We start from the raw sequence: 16993 nt of genomic DNA on the forward strand, positions 1-16993 counted from the left end.
GTACTAGCGCTTCGAGAACTGAGGAGCTTTACGAGCTTTCTTTAAGCCATATTTCTTACGCTCTTTTTCACGAGGATCGCGCGTTAGAAGGCCAGCCTTCTTCAGGGTTAGCTTAAAATCTTCGCTCATCTCTACTAGTGCACGCGATATACCTAATCGAATTGCGTCAACCTGTCCGCGCTTACCACCGCCTTCGACTCGAACCACTGCGTCTAATGCATTAGCCTTACTAACTAGCTCTAAAGGAGCCGAGATGAGCTTCGACAAGGCACTATTATTTAAATATTCACCAGATGGCTGGCCGTTAATTGTAATAATACCCTTACCGTGCATTAGTCGCACTGTAGCCACTGCAGTTTTACGTCGCCCCACAGCGTAATAATAATTCTTCTTATCTGCCATTATTTCACCTTCAATTCTTTAGGTTGCTGTGGTGCATGCGGGTGGTCTGTTCCAGTATATACATGCAGACGACCCATCATGTGTCGTGCCAGTTTATTTTTAGGTAGCATTCCTCGTACGGCATGCTCAATAACTCGACGCGAATCTTTTGCTAGCTGTTCTTCAAGAGTAGTCTCTGTCAAACCGCCAGGGTAACCACTATGTCGATAGTATTTCTTATCGGTAAGCTTATTGCCAGTAACAGCAATCTTATCAGCATTAATTACCACAATACTATCACCTGTTAGTACATGCGGGCTATACTGCGGCTTATCTTTACCAGTCAGCTTAGTGGCTACAAAAGTCGCTAAACGACCAAGCACTACATCGGTAGCATCAATCACATACCAGTCGCTTGCGAGCTCACCAGCCTTAGCTTGATATGTTCTGGTCGTCGTCATTACTTAGTCCCCTTTTCTGGCTTTTTTGTTGCCTTCGCTGGCTTTGTCTCATCTTTTTTAGTGGCTTGGAGTTTTTTAAGCTTATCTTCAAAATCGTCATCCAAAACTAACTCCACCAAGACCATTTCAGCAGCATCACCACGACGCCAGCCAGTCTTCGTTAGGCGTGTATAGCCAGAATTTCGCCCTTCAAAGCCATGCACCAACTCCTGGGTGAGCTTATCAGCGGCAACTTTTGAACCTAATTCAGCATGAATAGTGCGCAAGCTGTGCAAATTGCCCCGCTTAGCTTTGGTTACGAGCTTATCGAAAGCTGGCTTTAATGCTTTTGCCTTAGCTTCAGTCGTTTCAATCCGCTCATATAGCACCAAAGACTCCAAAAGGCCTTTCATAACTGCCTTACGCGGACCAATCTTACGGGAGAGCTTTGATATTGTGTGATAGTGAGCGTGCATAGTATTATCTCTTGGCTATAATTAAGCGAGCTTAATGCCAATCTCCTCAAGCTTTTCTAATACTTCTTCAAAAGCCTTCTGACCAAAGCCCTTCAGTGACTTTAACTCCATGCGAGTAAGCTGGCTTAAATCACCCACCGTGGCGATATCGTTGTTGATGAGCGCATTAGTGGTACGCTGTGAGAACGAAAGCTCTTCGATCGCTACAGCTCCGTGCTCAGCCTCAGCCTTAGCTTCGGCAGTCATAATCCCCTCAGATCCAACCGAAACCACATCCATGCCAGCAATTACCTGGAAATGGCCTACTAGGATTTCTCCAGCCTGACGCATTGCAAGCTCTGGAGTCATCGAACCATCGGTCTCAACCTCCATGATTAAGCTATCAAGATTTGTCATTTGGCCCACACGAGTGTTCTCGATATTAAACCGCACGCGTTTAATTGGGGTATAAATAGCATCTACGGCAATCCACCCAACTGGTAGATTTTCATTCTGGCGTGACTCAATCGGGCTATATCCGCGACCTTGCTCAACCTTAAACTCGATTTCAAGCTTGGTTTTTGCATTATCTATCGTGGCTAGTACGAGATCTTTATTAACCACTTCCATATCACCAGTGGTTTTAATATCGGCAGCTGTTACTACACCTTTACCACTTTTTGTTAGCGTCATAGTAGCTGGCTCGGTACCAGTATAGCTAACCTTCAGTTGCTTAATACTTAGAATAAGACCAATTACATCCTCGCGTACACCGTCGATAGTTGTAAACTCATGGTCAACACCTTCAATGCGAACAGCTGTGACAGCTGCCCCAGCTAAGCTCGACAGAATAACACGACGCATTGAATTACCAATTGTCATACCATATCCTGGATATAATGGAGCAATTGTAAATCGGCTGGTGTGCTCGTTTACTTGCTCTTCTTTCATTTCTGGAAGGTTGATATCGTATAAGGCCATTATGACTCCTCTTATTATTACTTTAGCGCGAGTAAAACTCGATGATTAATTGCTCTTCAATAAAGCTGTCACTATCTTCTCGTAATGGTTGCCCCGTTACGGTGCCAACCATTTTTTTAGCGTCCAACTTTAGCCAGCTTGGCATCTCACGGGCATCATTTTTTAATTGTTCAGCAAGGTCGGTAAAAAGTACTTTCTTCTTGCTAGACTCTTTGACGGTAATAACATCCCCAACTTTCACTTGAATTGAAGGCACATCAACCTTCTTATCATTTAGCCGAATGTGGGTGTGTGTAACCATCTGACGTGCAGCCTGGCGTGATGATGCCATGCCCAAACGATACACGGTATTATCCAGGCGCTGTTCCAACAGACGTAGTAGATTCTCACCAGCTACACCCTCACGACGCTCTGCCTCACTAACGTAGCGACGGAATTGCTTTTCCATAACTCCATAAAGACGCTTAACTTTTTGCTTTTCCCTTAACTGCACAGCGTAGTCGGAAGGTTTGGGTCGACGTGCCTGGCCATGCTGGCCGGGGGCAAAATTACGCTTAGCCAAAGCTTTGGCAGCTTTAGGGTGTAATTGTACGCCTTCACGACGGGATAGTTTGCTGATTGGTGTAAGATTACGTGCCATAGTTAATTCCTTTTAGCCTTTCGGGGACGGCACCCATTATGCGGAACGCCTGTAATATCTTGAATTGAAATAACAGTCACGCCAGTATTCTGCAGGGCTCGAATCGCACTCTCACGACCAGAGCCAATACCCTGTACAATTACCGATACTTGTTTTAAGCCAAAATCCTTGGCTTTTTCTAAGGCTTTCTCGGTAGCAATCTGTGCTGCATATGGAGTGCTCTTACGGGAGCCCTTAAACCCAGCCGAACCAGATGACGCCCAACTTACTACATTACCAGCTTCATCTGTCACACTAATAATAGTGTTATTAAAAGTTGACTGAATATGCACCTGCCCCTTAGGTAGGTTGCGCTTAATCTTGCGTCGTCGAGTTTTTGCTTTAGCTTGTGCCATAATATTCCAGTTTCCTCTAGTCTTATGCTACGTCTTTGACGCCGCCTTCTTACGTCCCGAACCTTGAGTCTGTTTGCGACCCCGACGAGTACGAGCATTAGTTTTAGTACGCTGCCCACGGCTTGGCAAGCCAGCATTGTGACGCAACCCACGATAAGCCTTAATTTCCTTCAGGCGCTTAATATTTAACATTACCTTACGAGCTAGATCGGCTTCCACTTCGTAGCTAGCATCAATTTCGTTTCGCAAAGCCGTTAATTCAGCTTCGGTTAAATCTTTTACCCGTGTATCTGGGTTAATCTTAGTTTTTGCAAGAATCTTATGGCTTGAAGTAAGCCCAATACCCTGAATATAGGTAAGAGCAATCTCGATACGCTTTTCATTGGGGATGTTGGTTCCTGCAATACGTGCCACAATACTTATCCTTGCCGTTGCTTATGTTTAGGGTTTTCACAGATTACCCGCACTACACCTTTACGGCGCACTACCTTGCACTTGGCACACATTGGCTTAACTCCTGCACGTACTTTCACGGGTTTCTAATCTTTCCTTAACGCTTATTTATGACGATACGTAATTCTTCCCTTATTGAGATCATAGGGTGTCATTTCTAACGTCACCTTATCTCCGGGAAGAATTTTAATATAATGCATTCGCATCTTGCCCGATACATGAGCAAGAACAATGTGACCGTTCTCGAGCTCGACCTTAAAGGTCACATTTGGGAGCGCTTCGAGAACAGTCCCTTCAACTTCGATTACTTCCTTTGTACTTGTCATATATCCTAGGTCTACAGTTGCTTAGTTTACCTGATTTACCCACGAATGTAAAGGGTTTACAGAAGAAAAACTAGTATTTCTCATAAGTCGCCATCGTTACTCGACTATCAATCTGTCGTTTCGTCTCAATTGCCACTGAAACTAAGATAAATAAGCTAGTTCCACCAATCGCCACCGCCTGACTCATGTTGAGATATCGTTCTACAACTAGAGGCAAAACAGCTATCACTCCTAGAGCTGTGGCACCAACCAGATTAAGCCGACTAATCACACCCTTCAGATACTTAGAAGTTTCATTACCTGGCCGAATGCCTGGGATAAAGCCACCTTGCTTCTGAAGATTCTCGGAAATATCTTTTGGCTTAAAAATAATTGAGGTATAGATATAGGTAAAAATAAAGATTAGAACAAAATAAGAGACTAAATAAATCGTACTAGTTGAGGCGAACCATTGGGTAAGTTTTTCAGCCAGATTTGCTATCCACTGCGTATTGGCATTCTTAAGTAGTTGACCTAAGAAAGTCGGAATTGAAAGGAAAGTCAGGGCAAATATCACTGGAATTACACCGGCCGTAATAAGCCGTAGCGGCAAATGAGTATCGACACTGCCGTATTTGCCGATGGCGGCACTGCGTCGAGCGTACGAGATAGGTATATTGCGCTGGGCTTCATTGACCATTACCACTCCAAAGGTTGTAACAAGGAACATCGCCCCCAACAGAATAACCTTAATAAACTGCGAGCTATCCCCCTGCACGAGCGCTACCTGCTGTGTGAATATACCCGGCAAAGACGCAATAATACCAGCTGCAATAATGATCGAAATACCATTACCAAAGCCTTTTTCGGTAATTAGCTCACCAAGCCACATTAAAAACATACTGCCAGCAGTCAGGGATAATATCATGAGAGACCACTGGCCAATACTGGGGCTACCAATCAGGTCAGCACCAGCACTCTGATTAGATAGCTGTCGGACCAGAGCGATTACGGTAAATGACTGAATAATCGCCAGCGGCACTGTTAGTATGCGCATGTACTGATTGAGCTTAGCTCGTCCCCGCTCTCCTTCTTTTGAGAGGGCTTCCCAGCTTGGGATCACCTGCTGCATCAACTGTACGATAATGGAGGCTGTAATGTACGGACCAATTCCCATAGCAATAATCGAGAAATTAGCCAAAGCTCCACCAGTGAATAAGTTAGCAAACCCCAAGATTGGCGTTTGATTAAAAACTGTTAAAAGGAAGGTCTGCAAGCGCTCCACATCTGGTACCGGAGTAGGTACATGAGTGAGTAAGCTATACACCACTAAAATACCAAGCACTATCAAAAGACGGCTTCTTAAGTCCTTATTTTTCCAGAAAAACTTTAGTTTATCCTTTTTCATACCCCTCCAGTATAACCTATCTTCAATACGTTCATTGGAATTGCCGAAATTACTACGGCAAGGCTCATTTTACTACTTATCTTCTGCTTTCTTAACGGGACGAGGTTGTGGTGTCGCAGTCGCCGTAAAAGAACCGCCAGCTTCTTCAATTGAAGCAACTGCCGATAATGTAGCTGCCTGTAGTTCAACTACGAGGGTCTTGGTGAGCTTTTCTCCACCCAAAACCTTCACCGCTTGAGCCTCCGAACGAATAACACCAGCCTTTTTTAGTGCTACATTATCAAGCTTCTTTGAGTCAAGCTGAGCTAGCTGATCTAAACTAACTTCCACATAGCTAACTTTTCGGGCATGTTTAAAACCTCGGGCCTTCGGTAGACGCATGGCTAGTTTAGTCTGACCACCTTCAAAACCTGGTTTAATTTTCTTTCCAGTACGAGCCTTCTGCCCCTTTGTTCCTCGGCCAGCCGTCTTGCCACCACCAGCTGAAATGCCACGACCAACCCGTTTGCGAGTAGTCTTAGAGGCAACTTCTAATTCATGATACTTCATGCTTTTGCCTCCTGCTTCTTCTTAGCCGACGGCACTTCATCGGTCTTAAGCATCGAAAGTCCTGTAATTGTTGCGTAAGCGTTATTGATCTTATTGGTACTACCGAGAGACTTAGTCAAGATATCGCGAACTCCAGCGACTTCCAGAACGGAACGCACAGCACCACCAGCAATTACACCCGTACCCTCTGGAGCTGGCTTCATAAATACTCGAGCTCCGCCCTGCTTGATCATAACTTCATGAGCAATCGTCGTACCAACCAAGTGAACAGTAATCATATTCTTACGAGCCACCGCGGTTGCTTTTTGAATAGCACTTGCTACATCGCGACCCTTTCCTACGCCAACTCCAACCTGACCCTGGTTATCACCAACTACCACAACAGCACGAAAGCGGAAACGCCTACCACCTTTTACTACGCGCGTAACGCGATCTAGGGAAATCATGCGCTCAGTTAATTCTGGCCCCTGATTTTCTGGATTAACTACCTGTGGGTTCATATCTTCAGTCCTTTCTCTCGAGCAGCATCAGCTAAAGTAGCAATTCTACCGTGATATTGCTTGGCACCACGATCAAAAATCACCTGACTAATCCCGGCGTCCTTGGCCTTTACGGCAATCTCTTGCCCCACCCAACTAGCCTTATCGGTCATAGTCTTAGCGCTTATTTTCTGACCAACTGTGGAAACTCCAACAATTGTCCGACCCTCATCATCATTAATGAGCTGAGCGGCAATATGACGTAGTGAAACCTGCACCGAAAGACGAGGCTGGCTAGCGCTACCATGCAAACGTGCCCGCGTCCGAATAGCCCGACGAGATTTATTAACTTGCTTTGCTTGTAATTCTTTTGTACTCATAGCTATGCTCCCTTTGCTGCTGCCTTACCAGCCTTACGTCGAATTCTCTCGTCAATGTAACGAATCCCCTTACCTTTATAAGGTTCCGGCTTTTTAAGCGCTCGAATTTGCGCCGCTGTTTGACCAACCAGTTGCTTATCAATACCTGATACTGTGATGATATTTCCATCTACAGTCAGACTAATTCCTGGTTGTGGTGCAAATTCTATTTTATGAGAGAAGCCAAGTGAGAATATCAGGCCATCCCCCTTCTTCTCTACCCTAAATCCAACGCCATTCATTTCCAATTTTTTCTCAAAGCCCACGTGAACACCAGTAACCGCATTAGCTATTAGGGTGCGCAATAGGCCGTAACGGGCATTAGTTTCACGATCTTCAACATCCTGCACAACAGAAAGTGTAGCTTCGTCTTGTTTTAAGCTAAAGCCAGCTGGCATCACTACGCTCAGCTCACCTTTTGGCCCCTTAACCTGTATCACTTCACCTTGAAGCTCAACCGTAACTCCAGAAGGTATTGTTATGATAGATCGTCCAATTCTACTCATCTTCCACCTACCATACCTTACAGATTAATTCACCACCAAGCCCCTTGGCGCGTGCTTCATAGCCTGTCATGAGTCCAGCTGAAGTGGACACAATCACCATGCCTCTACCGCCAAGAATACGCGGAATATCATCACGCTTGGCATACATTCGACGGCCTGGTTTGGAAACTCGAATTAGAGCAGTGAATGGTTTTTTAGTTTTTTGCTGGTCGATATCCAACACCAGCTGACGGAATCCGCCCTGTTCTTCTGTACTTACCGCTACGATATAGCCATCTCCTACCAAAATTTGTGCGATGCGCTCTTTCATTTTAGAATATGGCAAACGAACCTCCGTCTTGCCGGCGGCGGCGGCATTGCGGATGCGAGTAAGCATATCTGCGATTGGATCAGTTGTTATCATAATATTCCTTCCTACCAACTAGCCTTTCGTACGCCTGGGATTTCCCCCTTTGAAGCGTGTTCACGAAATGTAATACGAGACAGACCGAAGCGACGTATGTAGCCACGGCTACGGCCAGTAATTTCACAGCGATTCCGCTGACGATTTGGGTTGGAGTTACGTGGTAACTTAGCTAGCCCTTCAAAATCGCCAGCTGCCTTCATTTCGGCACGACGAGCTGCATATTTTTCAGCTAGCTTAGCCCGTTTTAGTTCCCGTTGTACGAGTGCTTTTCTGGCCATTATTTTGTCTCCTTTCTTTCAAGTGGCATGCCCAACGCGCGGAGCAAGGCCTCTCCTTCTGCTTTATTCTGCGCGGTTGTTACTAATGTAACCTGAACACCGTGGGTTAACTGGGCGTCCTCATAGCTAATCTCCGGAAACAGGGTCTGCTCGGCTAACCCAATTGAGTAATTCCCCTGAGGGTCAAATCCCTTAATCGATAGTCCATGGAAATCACGCAAGCGAGGTAGTACCACTGCTATTAGCCGATCTAGAAAATCATACATACGTTCACTACGCAGTGTAACTTTAGCACCGATTGACTGACCTTCGCGTAACTTAAATCCGGCAATTGAGAGTCGAGCCTTAGTTATGATGGGCTTCTGACCAGTAATCTTAGTTATGGTAGCCACTGCGTTATCAAGATATTTTTGATCAACTACAGCCCGACCAACCCCTACCGATACGACAATTTTTACTAGCTTTGGTACACGGTGTGGATTCTTGGCATCCAACTGCTTAGCTAAAGAGGTAGTCATTTCAGACTGGTAACGTTCTTGCAAGCGATTCATTTCTGCTCCTCTTTCTTATCGGTCTTCTTCTGGTCTGCATCAGATTTTGTAGCTTTCTTCTTGTTGGAAAATTTTGATACCTTAAAGACTCGCTCTTTAGAGCCATCAGCTCGCTTTTCAAAACTAACTCGAGCTGGCTTACCGGTTTTGGGATCCAGAACTTGTACTTTTGAAGCCTCAATCGGCTTAGTGAGCTCCACAATTCCTCCACTTGGATTCTGGGTAGTTGGTTTTTGATGACGCTTAACGGTATTAATGCCGGCAATCACAACCTTATTTTCTCGTGGCAAGACACCAATCACCTCACCGCTCTTACCCTTATCGCGCCCAGCAACTACCATCACCTTATCTTTTAATCGAATCTTAAACATTAGAGTACCTCCGGAGCAAGTGAAACAATTTTCATATAACCACGGTCACGCAGTTCGCGTGCAATTGGGCCAAAAATACGAGTTCCACGAGGCTGACCTTGCTTGTCGATAATCACTGCGGCATTCTCATCAAAGCGAATCGCACTTCCGTCAGGACGCTTGGTAATTTTAGTGGTACGAACTATAACTGCCTGCACAACTTCTTTTTTCTTAACCGCACCATTAGGTGTGGCTTGTTTAACAGAAGCTACAATCACATCGCCCACCATAGCATAACGACGGCGTGATCCACCCAGCACCTTGATACACATAATCTTTTTAGCACCAGTGTTATCGGCTAATTTTAATAATGTCTGTGGCTGAATCATTTAGCTGACCCCTTTTTACTGGCCTGAACATCATCACCAATGGTTTTAGTTACTACAAAACGCTTCATGCGACTCATCGGTCGGGTTTCTTCAATTTCCACCATAGTACCAACCGCCAACTGATTAGATTCATCGTGGGCATGAAAACGAGCTGTCGTCTTGTACTGCTTCTTATATAGTGGGTGAGTTTTTAGTGCCTCAACTGCCACAACTACAGTATTTTGCATTTTATTGGAAACTACTTTTCCGGTAAGTTTTCTAGCCATTGCTCTTCTCCAGTTCTGCTAGTTCGCGCTCACTTAATATAGTTAAAGCCCGAGCTAGATCAGTTTTTAGGTTACGAATTGATCGTACCTGCTTAACATCCTTAGTTTTAATTTCTACATACCCTTCAGCAATCTTCTGGCGTGTCGTACTAATAAACTTCGCTAATTCAGCATCAGACTGCAAGCGGATTTCACGAATTTTCATGATTATTCTCCAGCCCCCTCTCGCACAACAAAGCGAGTTTTTACCGGTAATTTACGTCCAGCCAAGCGCATAGCCTCTTTAGCTACATCTTCAGCCACCCCATCAAGCTCAAATACTATCTTGCCGGCCTGAACTTTAGCGACATAGTGATCAACCGCACCCTTACCAGAACCCATGCGAACTTCATTTGGCTTCTTAGTAACTGGAGTGTGAGGAAAAACACGAATCCAAACCTTACCACCACGCTTAATGTAGCGTGTCATCGCACGACGAGCAGCTTCAATCTGACGTGAAGTGAGCCGTTCATTTTCAAGTGCCCGCAAACCATAACGACCAAATGAAATCTCTGTACCGCGAGTTGCCTCGCCACGATTCTTACCCTTAAAGACCTTACGGAATTTAGTCTTACGTGGAAGTAGCATTACTTATCCTCCCCCGTATAAATCCAAACCTTAACACCGATAATACCAAAAGTAGTATTCGCCTCAGCCGTTGCATAGCTAATATTAGCACGTATGGTATGTAGTGGAATTGAACCCAAGGCCACACTTTCAGTGCGAGCCATATCAGCTCCGTTCAAACGTCCACCGACCTGTACTTTAGCCCCTAATGCCCCAGCCTTCATCGAGTTTTCGGCAGCATTCTTTAAAATACGGCGGAACGGCATACGACGCTCCAAAGCGCTGGCAATGTTATTAGCAACTAACTGTGCTTCGAGATCGGGCTGACGAATTTCTTCAATATTGACACGCATTTTTCCAGATACTACCTTTGCCAGCTCCTTCTTCAATGCTTCGGCACCTGAGCCACCACGACCAATCACAACACCTGGCTTAGCTGTATAAATACTAACTATCACCTCACCTGTATTGCGCTCGATTTCAACTCGAGCTACAGCCGCCCGAAATCCAAGCATCTTAGCGATAATTTTGCGGATCTTCAGATCTTCCTTGAGAAGGGTGCGGTATTCACGACCGGCATACCAGCGACTGCGCCATTTTCGATCAGCCTGCAATCGCATTGAAATTGGATTAATTTTTTGTCCCATGTCTAAGCTTCCTTCCCGCTTGCAGTTAACTGCTTCTGTTCGGTTTTCTTACTTTGCTTAACTGCCGATTTTTTTTCAACTCGTGCCTCATCAGTAACTACAATCGTCAAATGTGACATACGATGTAAAATTGGAGCCGCCATACCACGTGAACGTGGGCGAAAACGCTTGAGGGTGGGTCCTTCATCTACTTTGATTTCAGCAATCCGAAGCGTGCTCTTGCGGGCATTATGATTATTCTCAGCATTAGCTACGGCGCTCTTGAGTGCTTCAGCTACCATAACAGCTGCTTTTTTAGGTGTAGCTGACAGCACCTGCTCAGCTTGAGCAACTGGCATATCGCGCACCAAATCAGCTGCTAAACGCAACTTACGAGCTGAAATCTTGAGATATTTGATAGAAGCTTGAGTTTTCATAATTTAACCTTGCTGTTTCGCTAACTTTCCGCCATGACCCCTAAACTTGCGCGTTGGAGAAAATTCACCTAGCTTATGACCAACCATATTTTCAGTAATAAATACCGGCACGTGAGTCTTGCCGTTATGCACAGCAATTGTCTTTCCTACCATCTCTGGAGAGATTGAACTTGCCCGAGCCCAAGTCTTTATAACGGCTTTGTCATTAGGGCCAAGTGCTAGAACTTTCTTTAAGAGTTTGGCGTCAACATATGGGCCTTTTTTCAGTGAACGGCTCATTTATTTTCCTTTCCTATGACGAATAATGTACTTATCAGTTGCCTTGCGTCGGCGAGTTTTTGCACCCAAAGCTGGCTTACCCCATGGTGTAACTGGGCGCTTCAAGCCAATTGAAGTACCACCCTCACCACCACCATGCCGGTGATCATTCGGGTTCATAGCCTTACCGCGCACAGTCGGGCGAATACCCATCCGGCGCTTGCGACCAGCTGAGCCAACCTTAATCAAGCTATGGCTTTCATTGCCAACCCCACCAATCGTGGCATAACATTCGGCTCGTACCATACGCATCTCACCAGATGGAAGTTTAATTGTAGCCATTTCGCCTTCTTTGGCGGCTAACTGGGCTTTAGTACCAGCTGAACGCACTAGCTGACCACCCTTACCAGGTGTAAGTTCAATATTATAGACCACACTACCAACTGGAATTTCAGCCAGTGGAAGTCGGTTATGCTCACGAATCTCACCTTCAGCGACAGCCGTAATCGTAGCTCCAACTTGCATACCAGATCCAGCCAAAATATAGGCCTTACGTCCTTTTTCGTCTCGAACTAAAGCGATATTTGCTGAGCGACCTGGGTCATACTCGATAGCCACAATAGTAGCGCTCTGCATGCCCGACTGACGGAAATCTACAATACGAATTGCTCGCTTAGCCCCACCACCGCGATGACGCACCGTGATCTTACCTTGGTTATTTCGACCAGCTTTTTGCTTACGCTTAATGATCAGAGATTTTTCAGGCTTGGTCTTAGTCACCTCATCAAAACGATCGACGCTCATGCCTCGACGAGCTGAAGTATTACGTTTAAGTACTCGAATTGCCATTACTTATTCTCCGCTTTCTTGGCTTTAGCTATGGTTTTTTTAGCTTTCTTTTCGTCCTTAGCGGATTCTTCCTGACCAAGATCGAAGGCTGCAATTTTTTGACCAGCTGCAACCTGGACATAGGCTTTCTTAATATCGACTCTGCGACCTTTAATTTGCTTAAAGCGCTTTTGCTTACCCTTGGCAATCGAAATACGTACATCTGTAGCATCAACTTTAAACTGTTCTTTTACGGCACGGGCAACTTCAATCTTATTGGTGCTCATTGGAACTGTAAAAGTATACACGCCTCGTGCAGCCTGCATGAGAGTCTTCTCGGTAATCTTAGGCACAACTACCAGACTCACTTCTTACCTCCTAGCCAGGTATAAATAGCCTCTAAGCCGGCTTTATCGATTAAGACATTATCAGCATTCATGATGTCAAAAACTGTCAACTGACTCACGAGTCGGTATTGTATATTTGTCAGGTTGGCAACTGAGCGAGCTGACTTTTCCTCAGCCTTAGCGACAACTACCAGAATACCACCCTTGAGCCCCAGCTTAGCAATCAAAGCCTGGGCATCGCGAGTCTTGCCACTAACAATATCAAAGGATTCAATTACTGAAACTTGCTTAGCTTTAGCTGACAATGCATGAGCGATGCTAGCTCGAATAGCTTTTTTAGGCATCTCAACTGAGTAATTCTGCTCGCCAGTTGGTCCAAAAATAGTACCACCCCCACGCCAGAGTGGATTGCGAATCGAACCAGTTCGAGCTCTTCCTGTCCCCTTTTGACGCCAGGGTTTCTTTCCGCCACCACGCACTTCACCACGTGTTTTGGTCTTAGCGGTCGCCTGCCGAGCATTAGATAGACTGCGCAAATAAGCCTGCTTAAGAAGCTCTGGGGTTACTTCACGACCAAAAACAGCCTTATCCAAAGTAGTTTCAGCTGAAGCCTTAGACCCCGTTTTGGTGTAGCTAGCTACCTTCATGCCTGCATACCCCTAATTAATACCAACCCCTTATTGGGACCTGGCACAGCACCTTTAATGGCAATGAGATTCTTTTCAGCATCAACCAGGGCAACCTTCAAATTCTTAACTGTCACCTGCTCATGGCCCATGTGGCCAGCCATTTTTATTCCGCGCATTACGTGCTGCGGATATCCGGCGCCAATTGAGCCTGGTGCACGATAATTACGCGAACCGTGGGTTTTTGGTCCACGATGGAAGTTATGCCGCTTAATTGTTCCGGCAAAGCCTTTACCTTTAGATACGCCAGTTACAATGACCTTTTCTCCAGCCTCAAAAACATCAGCCGAGATTGTATCGCCTACTTTTGATGATGCAACTTCATCGCCATCCACTGTACGAACCTCTACAAGATGCTTAGACTGCGCTCCACTAGCCTTAAGATGGCCAGCCTTAGACTTAGCGTGCCCTTTAACAATCTGCTTATCTTCGCCAAAGCCAATTTGAGTAGCTGTATAGCCATCATTCTCAACTGTCTTAAGCTGAATAATAACACAAGGCCCAGCCTGCAATACGGTTACAGGCAATAAGCGACCTTCTGGATCGAAGATCTGGGTCATTCCAACTTTTTTGGCCAAGATGGCTTTCATTTGAGAGCTAATTCTCTTTCTTCTTAAAACAAAGGCTGGCAAGTGGATCGGTTTCCAGTCATCTGGACCTAATCACTTCCCAGAAATATTTAGTCAACGAAAGACAGTTTATCAGATTTAGCCCAGATATGTCAAGAATTGCTACGAATAATAATAGCGACCATAGCAAAATACTTGACAACAAAAACTAATAATTGTTATATATATAACACTCTTGTACCCTATAAGCACCAAGGAGAGCTACTGTGTCGGAAGAGATTCTACCCTTCGATTTTGGTTGGCGGATTAAGATCTATGTAGTCAACGCCATCCCAACTCAAACCCAGTTTTTTGTCCGCAAGCCGCATGATGACGGCTGTCGATCGAAAACCATCGATTTGCTAGCCAAAAATAGCCGACTGCGCAGTATCATTGAGGAATTGGTAGTGATTCGTAATGCTAGACTCGAAAGTGAAGCTGAGCTTCGAGCCTCGTCGGCACAAGAACTACGCAGTAATATTGAGTATGTACTCATACATCGCTTCATTAGCCTGATTGGACCAGATTATGACGCTCACTTTGATGAGGCTTTCCAGATCTTGATGGCCACACTCGACCCACACCTTGAGGCTGCCCAAAAGCTCGAGTTGAGCCGACAGTCCGCGCTGTTCAACTAGCCTACCCCACCCTGGACTTAAAAAGTCTGGGGTTTTTATAAACTAAAATACCCCATGTGATTGGGGTATTTTAGTTTAAGATCTTTAAATCTACATCTTGATTTCGATATCTACACCAGCTGGCAAAGATAGATTCATGAGTGAATCAATCGTCTTCGGAGTTGGTTCAGTGATATCAATAAGCCGCTTATGTGTCCGCATCTCAAAAGCCTCGTGGCTATCTTTAAAGATATGAGGGCTACGAATAACAGTCGTGGTGTGTCGATCAGTTGGCAATGGTACTGGTCCAGCTACCTGGGCGCCAGTACGAATTGCGGTATCGATAATTTGCTTAGTCGACTGATCAATCACCTTATTGTCATAGGCCTTGAGTCGGATGCGGATGCGTTGGGCGGTTTTTTCTACCATAGTTTTAGCTTACTTGGTAATCTTCGTTACAACACCAGCACCAACGGTACGTCCACCTTCACGAATTGCGAAGCGGAGACCTTCGTCCATGGCGATTGGAGCGAGGAGTTTAACTGAGCAGGTGATATTATCACCAGGCATGACCATCTTAGTGCCTTCTGGAAGCTTCACTTCACCAGTTACATCGGTGGTACGGAAGTAGAACTGTGGCTTGTAGCCGTCTACGAAAGGAGTGTGGCGTCCGCCTTCATCTTTGGTGAGAACATACACTTCAGCTTCAAACTCGGTATGTGGAGTGATCGAGCCTGGCTTAGCAATAACCTGACCGCGCTCAATCTGAGTGCGCTCAATACCACGAAGCAAGAGACCAACATTATCACCAGCCTGACCTTCGTTAAGTAGCTTACGGAACATTTCAACGCCCGTAACAACAGTCTTCTGATTGTCGCGAATTCCAACAATCTCAACTTCTTCGTTAACATTTACCTTACCCTGCTCGATACGACCGGTAGCAACAGTACCACGACCCTTAATCGAGAATACGTCTTCGATAGGCATAAGAAATGGCTTGTCGAGATCGCGCTCTGGCTGTGGAAGGTACTCATCCATAGCCTTTACAAGCTCCATAATAGAATCTTCAGCAGCGGCATCGCCTTCCAAGGCCTTAAGAGCAGACCCCTTTACGATTGGGCAATCAGCATCAAACTCGTTCTTTTCTAAGAGTTCACGAATTTCTACTTCAACTAGCTCGGCAAGCTCTGGGTCAGCCTGATCCATCTTGTTCATGTATACAAGAATCTTTGGCACACCAACCTGACGAGCCAAGAGAACATGCTCGCGAGTCTGAGGCATTGGACCGTCAGCTGCGGAAACCACCAAAATAGCACCATCCACCTGAGCGGCACCAGTAATCATGTTCTTCACGTAGTCGGCGTGACCTGGCATATCAACGTGAGCATAGTGACGATTTTCCGATTCATACTCCTGGTGAGAAGTAGCAATGGTAATACCACGCTCGCGCTCTTCTGGAGCCTTATCGATTTCATCATAGGCAACTGATTTGTTGACATCCGATGGTAGTTTTTTTGCTAGTACTGCGGTAATTGCCGCTGTCAGGGTAGTTTTACCATGGTCAACGTGCCCCATAGTTCCTACGTTAATGTGTGGTTTGTCGCGCTTAAATTCTGCAGCCACGAACTTCTCCTTGCTTACTTTTAATGATTATTAAACAGTTTGCAACGTCGGAACAAGAAAAATTGCCCGTTGTTGCAGGACTGATTCATTGTAAGGCTTTTACTGTCGTTTGTAAAGAGAAAGCACCCCGAGAATTACTCAAGGTGCATACACCGCCTACTCTTCATCGGTGGGGTCTTCAATAATTATCACCTCTTCAAGTAGTCCGTCTTCATTTAAGATCCAAGCATCAGAAATCTGGGCTTCGGCAAAATGTCGGACTTTTGTTCTAATGGTGTAAAAGACAACAAAACGTAGAGGCCAGGCAATAATTAGCCCAATCAGCCAAACGGTCAAAATAATATGATTCATGTTGAGCTGAGGTAAAACTGGACTAAGATAACCACCAACTAGCACCACACCTACCGCTATCACTGCTATAGGGAAGCTAATGTAGGCGTCATAGGCATCACGCAATGCGCTATAATCTCCGTCGATAAAGCGCTGCCACTGCCAATGATCAATCTTTTGCCCCAGAGACATCCGAAAACGCGACTTAATTGCGGTAAACTCAGCATCAACCACATGTTGTGGCATCTGTGCGCCAGGATTCGGCTTGTCAGATGAGCTATCCTCTCGGTCGGACATAATATCCCCCTTCTAAAAGGTACGAGATGAGACGAATATACGCTAAAAAGCACCCCGAGTTCAAGGGTGCTTTTTAAGG

At 45.5% G+C, this 16993-nt stretch carries 33 protein-coding genes; 1 reads left to right on the plus strand and 32 read right to left on the minus strand.

All coding sequences use genetic code 11. The features are described 5' to 3' along the window. Positions 1 to 3 precede the first annotated feature (3 nt). The 29 genes from rpsI to rplC all read right to left on the minus strand — a co-directional run bounded on the left by rpsI (position 4) and on the right by rplC (position 14029). Entirely contained in the window at positions 4 to 402 is a 399-nt protein-coding gene (gene rpsI, locus IPM44_02485) for a 30S ribosomal protein S9 (GenBank protein ID QQS26572.1), read from the minus strand. Next, positions 402 to 842 (minus strand): 50S ribosomal protein L13, encoded by a 441-nt coding sequence (gene rplM / locus IPM44_02490; protein ID QQS26573.1) that lies wholly within the window; start codon positions 840 to 842, stop codon positions 402 to 404. The genes rpsI and rplM overlap by 1 nt, the downstream gene beginning before the upstream one ends. Then, positions 842 to 1297, minus strand: coding sequence for a 50S ribosomal protein L17 (gene rplQ / locus IPM44_02495; GenBank protein ID QQS26574.1), 456 nt, complete (start codon positions 1295 to 1297; stop codon positions 842 to 844). The genes rplM and rplQ overlap by 1 nt, the downstream gene beginning before the upstream one ends. 21 nt (positions 1298 to 1318) lie before the next feature. Continuing rightward, positions 1319 to 2257 (minus strand): DNA-directed RNA polymerase subunit alpha, encoded by a 939-nt coding sequence (locus IPM44_02500; GenBank protein ID QQS26575.1) that lies wholly within the window; start codon positions 2255 to 2257, stop codon positions 1319 to 1321. Between the two features lie 22 nt (positions 2258 to 2279). Further along, the gene (gene rpsD / locus IPM44_02505) at positions 2280 to 2897 is read right to left on the minus strand and encodes a 30S ribosomal protein S4 (GenBank protein QQS26576.1); all 618 of its coding nucleotides are present in this window, start codon (positions 2895 to 2897) and stop codon (positions 2280 to 2282) included. 2 nt (positions 2898 to 2899) lie between these two features. Further along, entirely contained in the window at positions 2900 to 3292 is a 393-nt protein-coding gene (rpsK, locus tag IPM44_02510; protein QQS26577.1) for a 30S ribosomal protein S11, read from the minus strand. A 27-nt stretch (positions 3293 to 3319) separates the two neighbouring features. Then, positions 3320 to 3706, minus strand: a complete 387-nt coding sequence (rpsM, locus tag IPM44_02515; protein QQS26578.1) for a 30S ribosomal protein S13 — start codon at positions 3704 to 3706, stop codon at positions 3320 to 3322. A 5-nt stretch (positions 3707 to 3711) separates the two neighbouring features. Next, positions 3712 to 3825: a 50S ribosomal protein L36 gene (gene rpmJ / locus IPM44_02520; protein ID QQS26579.1), complete on the minus strand. Its 114-nt coding sequence runs from the start codon at positions 3823 to 3825 to the stop codon at positions 3712 to 3714. A 24-nt stretch (positions 3826 to 3849) separates the two neighbouring features. Further along, positions 3850 to 4071 (minus strand): translation initiation factor IF-1, encoded by a 222-nt coding sequence (gene infA, locus IPM44_02525; protein QQS26580.1) that lies wholly within the window; start codon positions 4069 to 4071, stop codon positions 3850 to 3852. Between the two features lie 70 nt (positions 4072 to 4141). Further along, on the minus strand, positions 4142 to 5458 hold the full coding sequence (secY, locus tag IPM44_02530; protein ID QQS26581.1) for a preprotein translocase subunit SecY: 1317 nt from the start codon (positions 5456 to 5458) through the stop codon (positions 4142 to 4144). Positions 5459 to 5530: 72 nt separating this feature from the next. Continuing rightward, positions 5531 to 6007 (minus strand): 50S ribosomal protein L15, encoded by a 477-nt coding sequence (gene rplO / locus IPM44_02535; GenBank protein ID QQS26582.1) that lies wholly within the window; start codon positions 6005 to 6007, stop codon positions 5531 to 5533. Beyond that, positions 6004 to 6507, minus strand: coding sequence for a 30S ribosomal protein S5 (gene rpsE, locus IPM44_02540; GenBank protein QQS26583.1), 504 nt, complete (start codon positions 6505 to 6507; stop codon positions 6004 to 6006). The genes rplO and rpsE overlap by 4 nt, the downstream gene beginning before the upstream one ends. Continuing rightward, positions 6504 to 6866, minus strand: coding sequence for a 50S ribosomal protein L18 (locus tag IPM44_02545; protein ID QQS26584.1), 363 nt, complete (start codon positions 6864 to 6866; stop codon positions 6504 to 6506). The genes rpsE and IPM44_02545 overlap by 4 nt, the downstream gene beginning before the upstream one ends. A 2-nt stretch (positions 6867 to 6868) precedes the next feature. Further along, positions 6869 to 7411, minus strand: a complete 543-nt coding sequence (gene rplF / locus IPM44_02550) for a 50S ribosomal protein L6 (protein ID QQS26585.1) — start codon at positions 7409 to 7411, stop codon at positions 6869 to 6871. A gap of 7 nt (positions 7412 to 7418) precedes the next feature. Beyond that, positions 7419 to 7814 (minus strand): 30S ribosomal protein S8, encoded by a 396-nt coding sequence (gene rpsH, locus IPM44_02555; protein ID QQS26586.1) that lies wholly within the window; start codon positions 7812 to 7814, stop codon positions 7419 to 7421. An 11-nt stretch (positions 7815 to 7825) separates the two neighbouring features. Further along, entirely contained in the window at positions 7826 to 8095 is a 270-nt protein-coding gene (gene rpsN / locus IPM44_02560) for a 30S ribosomal protein S14 (GenBank protein QQS26587.1), read from the minus strand. After that, complete coding sequence (gene rplE, locus IPM44_02565; GenBank protein ID QQS26588.1) at positions 8095 to 8646, minus strand: 50S ribosomal protein L5; 552 nt, start codon at positions 8644 to 8646, stop codon at positions 8095 to 8097. Before rplE ends, rpsN begins: the two co-directional genes overlap by 1 nt. Next, a complete protein-coding gene (rplX, locus tag IPM44_02570) occupies positions 8643 to 9017 on the minus strand; it encodes a 50S ribosomal protein L24 (protein QQS26589.1) in 375 nt (124 codons plus the stop codon). Before rplX ends, rplE begins: the two co-directional genes overlap by 4 nt. After that, the gene (gene rplN, locus IPM44_02575) at positions 9017 to 9385 is read right to left on the minus strand and encodes a 50S ribosomal protein L14 (GenBank protein QQS26590.1); all 369 of its coding nucleotides are present in this window, start codon (positions 9383 to 9385) and stop codon (positions 9017 to 9019) included. Before rplN ends, rplX begins: the two co-directional genes overlap by 1 nt. Further along, positions 9382 to 9651 (minus strand): 30S ribosomal protein S17, encoded by a 270-nt coding sequence (gene rpsQ / locus IPM44_02580; GenBank protein QQS26591.1) that lies wholly within the window; start codon positions 9649 to 9651, stop codon positions 9382 to 9384. The genes rplN and rpsQ overlap by 4 nt, the downstream gene beginning before the upstream one ends. Further along, the gene (rpmC, locus tag IPM44_02585; protein ID QQS26592.1) at positions 9644 to 9856 is read right to left on the minus strand and encodes a 50S ribosomal protein L29; all 213 of its coding nucleotides are present in this window, start codon (positions 9854 to 9856) and stop codon (positions 9644 to 9646) included. The genes rpsQ and rpmC overlap by 8 nt, the downstream gene beginning before the upstream one ends. A 2-nt stretch (positions 9857 to 9858) precedes the next feature. Next, positions 9859 to 10278 (minus strand): 50S ribosomal protein L16, encoded by a 420-nt coding sequence (rplP, locus tag IPM44_02590; protein ID QQS26593.1) that lies wholly within the window; start codon positions 10276 to 10278, stop codon positions 9859 to 9861. Next, entirely contained in the window at positions 10278 to 10904 is a 627-nt protein-coding gene (gene rpsC / locus IPM44_02595) for a 30S ribosomal protein S3 (protein ID QQS26594.1), read from the minus strand. Before rpsC ends, rplP begins: the two co-directional genes overlap by 1 nt. A gap of 2 nt (positions 10905 to 10906) precedes the next feature. Then, complete coding sequence (gene rplV, locus IPM44_02600; protein QQS26595.1) at positions 10907 to 11320, minus strand: 50S ribosomal protein L22; 414 nt, start codon at positions 11318 to 11320, stop codon at positions 10907 to 10909. Between the two features lie 3 nt (positions 11321 to 11323). Then, the gene (gene rpsS / locus IPM44_02605; GenBank protein QQS26596.1) at positions 11324 to 11599 is read right to left on the minus strand and encodes a 30S ribosomal protein S19; all 276 of its coding nucleotides are present in this window, start codon (positions 11597 to 11599) and stop codon (positions 11324 to 11326) included. After that, entirely contained in the window at positions 11600 to 12427 is an 828-nt protein-coding gene (rplB, locus tag IPM44_02610) for a 50S ribosomal protein L2 (GenBank protein ID QQS26597.1), read from the minus strand. Further along, positions 12427 to 12774, minus strand: a complete 348-nt coding sequence (locus IPM44_02615) for a 50S ribosomal protein L23 (protein QQS26598.1) — start codon at positions 12772 to 12774, stop codon at positions 12427 to 12429. The genes rplB and IPM44_02615 overlap by 1 nt, the downstream gene beginning before the upstream one ends. Beyond that, positions 12771 to 13400: a 50S ribosomal protein L4 gene (gene rplD, locus IPM44_02620; GenBank protein QQS26599.1), complete on the minus strand. Its 630-nt coding sequence runs from the start codon at positions 13398 to 13400 to the stop codon at positions 12771 to 12773. Before rplD ends, IPM44_02615 begins: the two co-directional genes overlap by 4 nt. Next, positions 13397 to 14029, minus strand: a complete 633-nt coding sequence (rplC, locus tag IPM44_02625) for a 50S ribosomal protein L3 (protein QQS26600.1) — start codon at positions 14027 to 14029, stop codon at positions 13397 to 13399. Before rplC ends, rplD begins: the two co-directional genes overlap by 4 nt. 245 nt (positions 14030 to 14274) lie before the next feature. Here rplC and IPM44_02630 point away from each other — a divergent pair, with 245 nt between their 5' ends. Beyond that, positions 14275 to 14685, plus strand: coding sequence for a hypothetical protein (locus tag IPM44_02630; GenBank protein ID QQS26601.1), 411 nt, complete (start codon positions 14275 to 14277; stop codon positions 14683 to 14685). Positions 14686 to 14775: 90 nt separating this feature from the next. Here the strand turns inward: IPM44_02630 and rpsJ are convergent, their stop codons facing one another. The 3 genes from rpsJ to IPM44_02645 all read right to left on the minus strand — a co-directional run bounded on the left by rpsJ (position 14776) and on the right by IPM44_02645 (position 16914). After that, the gene (gene rpsJ / locus IPM44_02635; protein QQS26602.1) at positions 14776 to 15093 is read right to left on the minus strand and encodes a 30S ribosomal protein S10; all 318 of its coding nucleotides are present in this window, start codon (positions 15091 to 15093) and stop codon (positions 14776 to 14778) included. 9 nt (positions 15094 to 15102) lie between these two features. Next, the gene (tuf, locus tag IPM44_02640) at positions 15103 to 16239 is read right to left on the minus strand and encodes an elongation factor Tu (GenBank protein ID QQS27370.1); all 1137 of its coding nucleotides are present in this window, start codon (positions 16237 to 16239) and stop codon (positions 15103 to 15105) included. A gap of 204 nt (positions 16240 to 16443) precedes the next feature. Next, complete coding sequence (locus IPM44_02645; protein ID QQS26603.1) at positions 16444 to 16914, minus strand: hypothetical protein; 471 nt, start codon at positions 16912 to 16914, stop codon at positions 16444 to 16446. Positions 16915 to 16993: the final 79 nt, after the last annotated feature.

This window comes from bacterium (genome assembly GCA_016700035.1).
Classification (GTDB): domain Bacteria; phylum Patescibacteriota; class Saccharimonadia; order CAILAD01.

Coding starts and splice junctions, on each gene's coding strand:
- rpsI (QQS26572.1), bottom strand. CDS start 402: ATGGCAGATAAGAAGAATTATTATTACGCTGTGGGGCGACGTAAAACT.
- rplM (QQS26573.1), bottom strand. CDS start 842: ATGACGACGACCAGAACATATCAAGCTAAGGCTGGTGAGCTCGCAAGC.
- rplQ (QQS26574.1), bottom strand. CDS start 1,297: ATGCACGCTCACTATCACACAATATCAAAGCTCTCCCGTAAGATTGGT.
- IPM44_02500 (QQS26575.1), bottom strand. CDS start 2,257: ATGGCCTTATACGATATCAACCTTCCAGAAATGAAAGAAGAGCAAGTA.
- rpsD (QQS26576.1), bottom strand. CDS start 2,897: ATGGCACGTAATCTTACACCAATCAGCAAACTATCCCGTCGTGAAGGC.
- rpsK (QQS26577.1), bottom strand. CDS start 3,292: ATGGCACAAGCTAAAGCAAAAACTCGACGACGCAAGATTAAGCGCAAC.
- infA (QQS26580.1), bottom strand. CDS start 4,071: ATGACAAGTACAAAGGAAGTAATCGAAGTTGAAGGGACTGTTCTCGAA.
- secY (QQS26581.1), bottom strand. CDS start 5,458: ATGAAAAAGGATAAACTAAAGTTTTTCTGGAAAAATAAGGACTTAAGA.
- rplO (QQS26582.1), bottom strand. CDS start 6,007: ATGAAGTATCATGAATTAGAAGTTGCCTCTAAGACTACTCGCAAACGG.
- rpsE (QQS26583.1), bottom strand. CDS start 6,507: ATGAACCCACAGGTAGTTAATCCAGAAAATCAGGGGCCAGAATTAACT.
- IPM44_02545 (QQS26584.1), bottom strand. CDS start 6,866: ATGAGTACAAAAGAATTACAAGCAAAGCAAGTTAATAAATCTCGTCGG.
- rplF (QQS26585.1), bottom strand. CDS start 7,411: ATGAGTAGAATTGGACGATCTATCATAACAATACCTTCTGGAGTTACG.
- rpsH (QQS26586.1), bottom strand. CDS start 7,814: ATGATAACAACTGATCCAATCGCAGATATGCTTACTCGCATCCGCAAT.
- rpsN (QQS26587.1), bottom strand. CDS start 8,095: ATGGCCAGAAAAGCACTCGTACAACGGGAACTAAAACGGGCTAAGCTA.
- rplE (QQS26588.1), bottom strand. CDS start 8,646: ATGAATCGCTTGCAAGAACGTTACCAGTCTGAAATGACTACCTCTTTA.
- rplX (QQS26589.1), bottom strand. CDS start 9,017: ATGTTTAAGATTCGATTAAAAGATAAGGTGATGGTAGTTGCTGGGCGC.
- rplN (QQS26590.1), bottom strand. CDS start 9,385: ATGATTCAGCCACAGACATTATTAAAATTAGCCGATAACACTGGTGCT.
- rpsQ (QQS26591.1), bottom strand. CDS start 9,651: ATGGCTAGAAAACTTACCGGAAAAGTAGTTTCCAATAAAATGCAAAAT.
- rpmC (QQS26592.1), bottom strand. CDS start 9,856: ATGAAAATTCGTGAAATCCGCTTGCAGTCTGATGCTGAATTAGCGAAG.
- rplP (QQS26593.1), bottom strand. CDS start 10,278: ATGCTACTTCCACGTAAGACTAAATTCCGTAAGGTCTTTAAGGGTAAG.
- rpsC (QQS26594.1), bottom strand. CDS start 10,904: ATGGGACAAAAAATTAATCCAATTTCAATGCGATTGCAGGCTGATCGA.
- rplV (QQS26595.1), bottom strand. CDS start 11,320: ATGAAAACTCAAGCTTCTATCAAATATCTCAAGATTTCAGCTCGTAAG.
- rpsS (QQS26596.1), bottom strand. CDS start 11,599: ATGAGCCGTTCACTGAAAAAAGGCCCATATGTTGACGCCAAACTCTTA.
- rplB (QQS26597.1), bottom strand. CDS start 12,427: ATGGCAATTCGAGTACTTAAACGTAATACTTCAGCTCGTCGAGGCATG.
- rplD (QQS26599.1), bottom strand. CDS start 13,400: ATGAAGGTAGCTAGCTACACCAAAACGGGGTCTAAGGCTTCAGCTGAA.
- rplC (QQS26600.1), bottom strand. CDS start 14,029: ATGAAAGCCATCTTGGCCAAAAAAGTTGGAATGACCCAGATCTTCGAT.
- rpsJ (QQS26602.1), bottom strand. CDS start 15,093: ATGGTAGAAAAAACCGCCCAACGCATCCGCATCCGACTCAAGGCCTAT.
- tuf (QQS27370.1), bottom strand. CDS start 16,239: ATGGGGCACGTTGACCATGGTAAAACTACCCTGACAGCGGCAATTACC.
- IPM44_02645 (QQS26603.1), bottom strand. CDS start 16,914: ATGTCCGACCGAGAGGATAGCTCATCTGACAAGCCGAATCCTGGCGCA.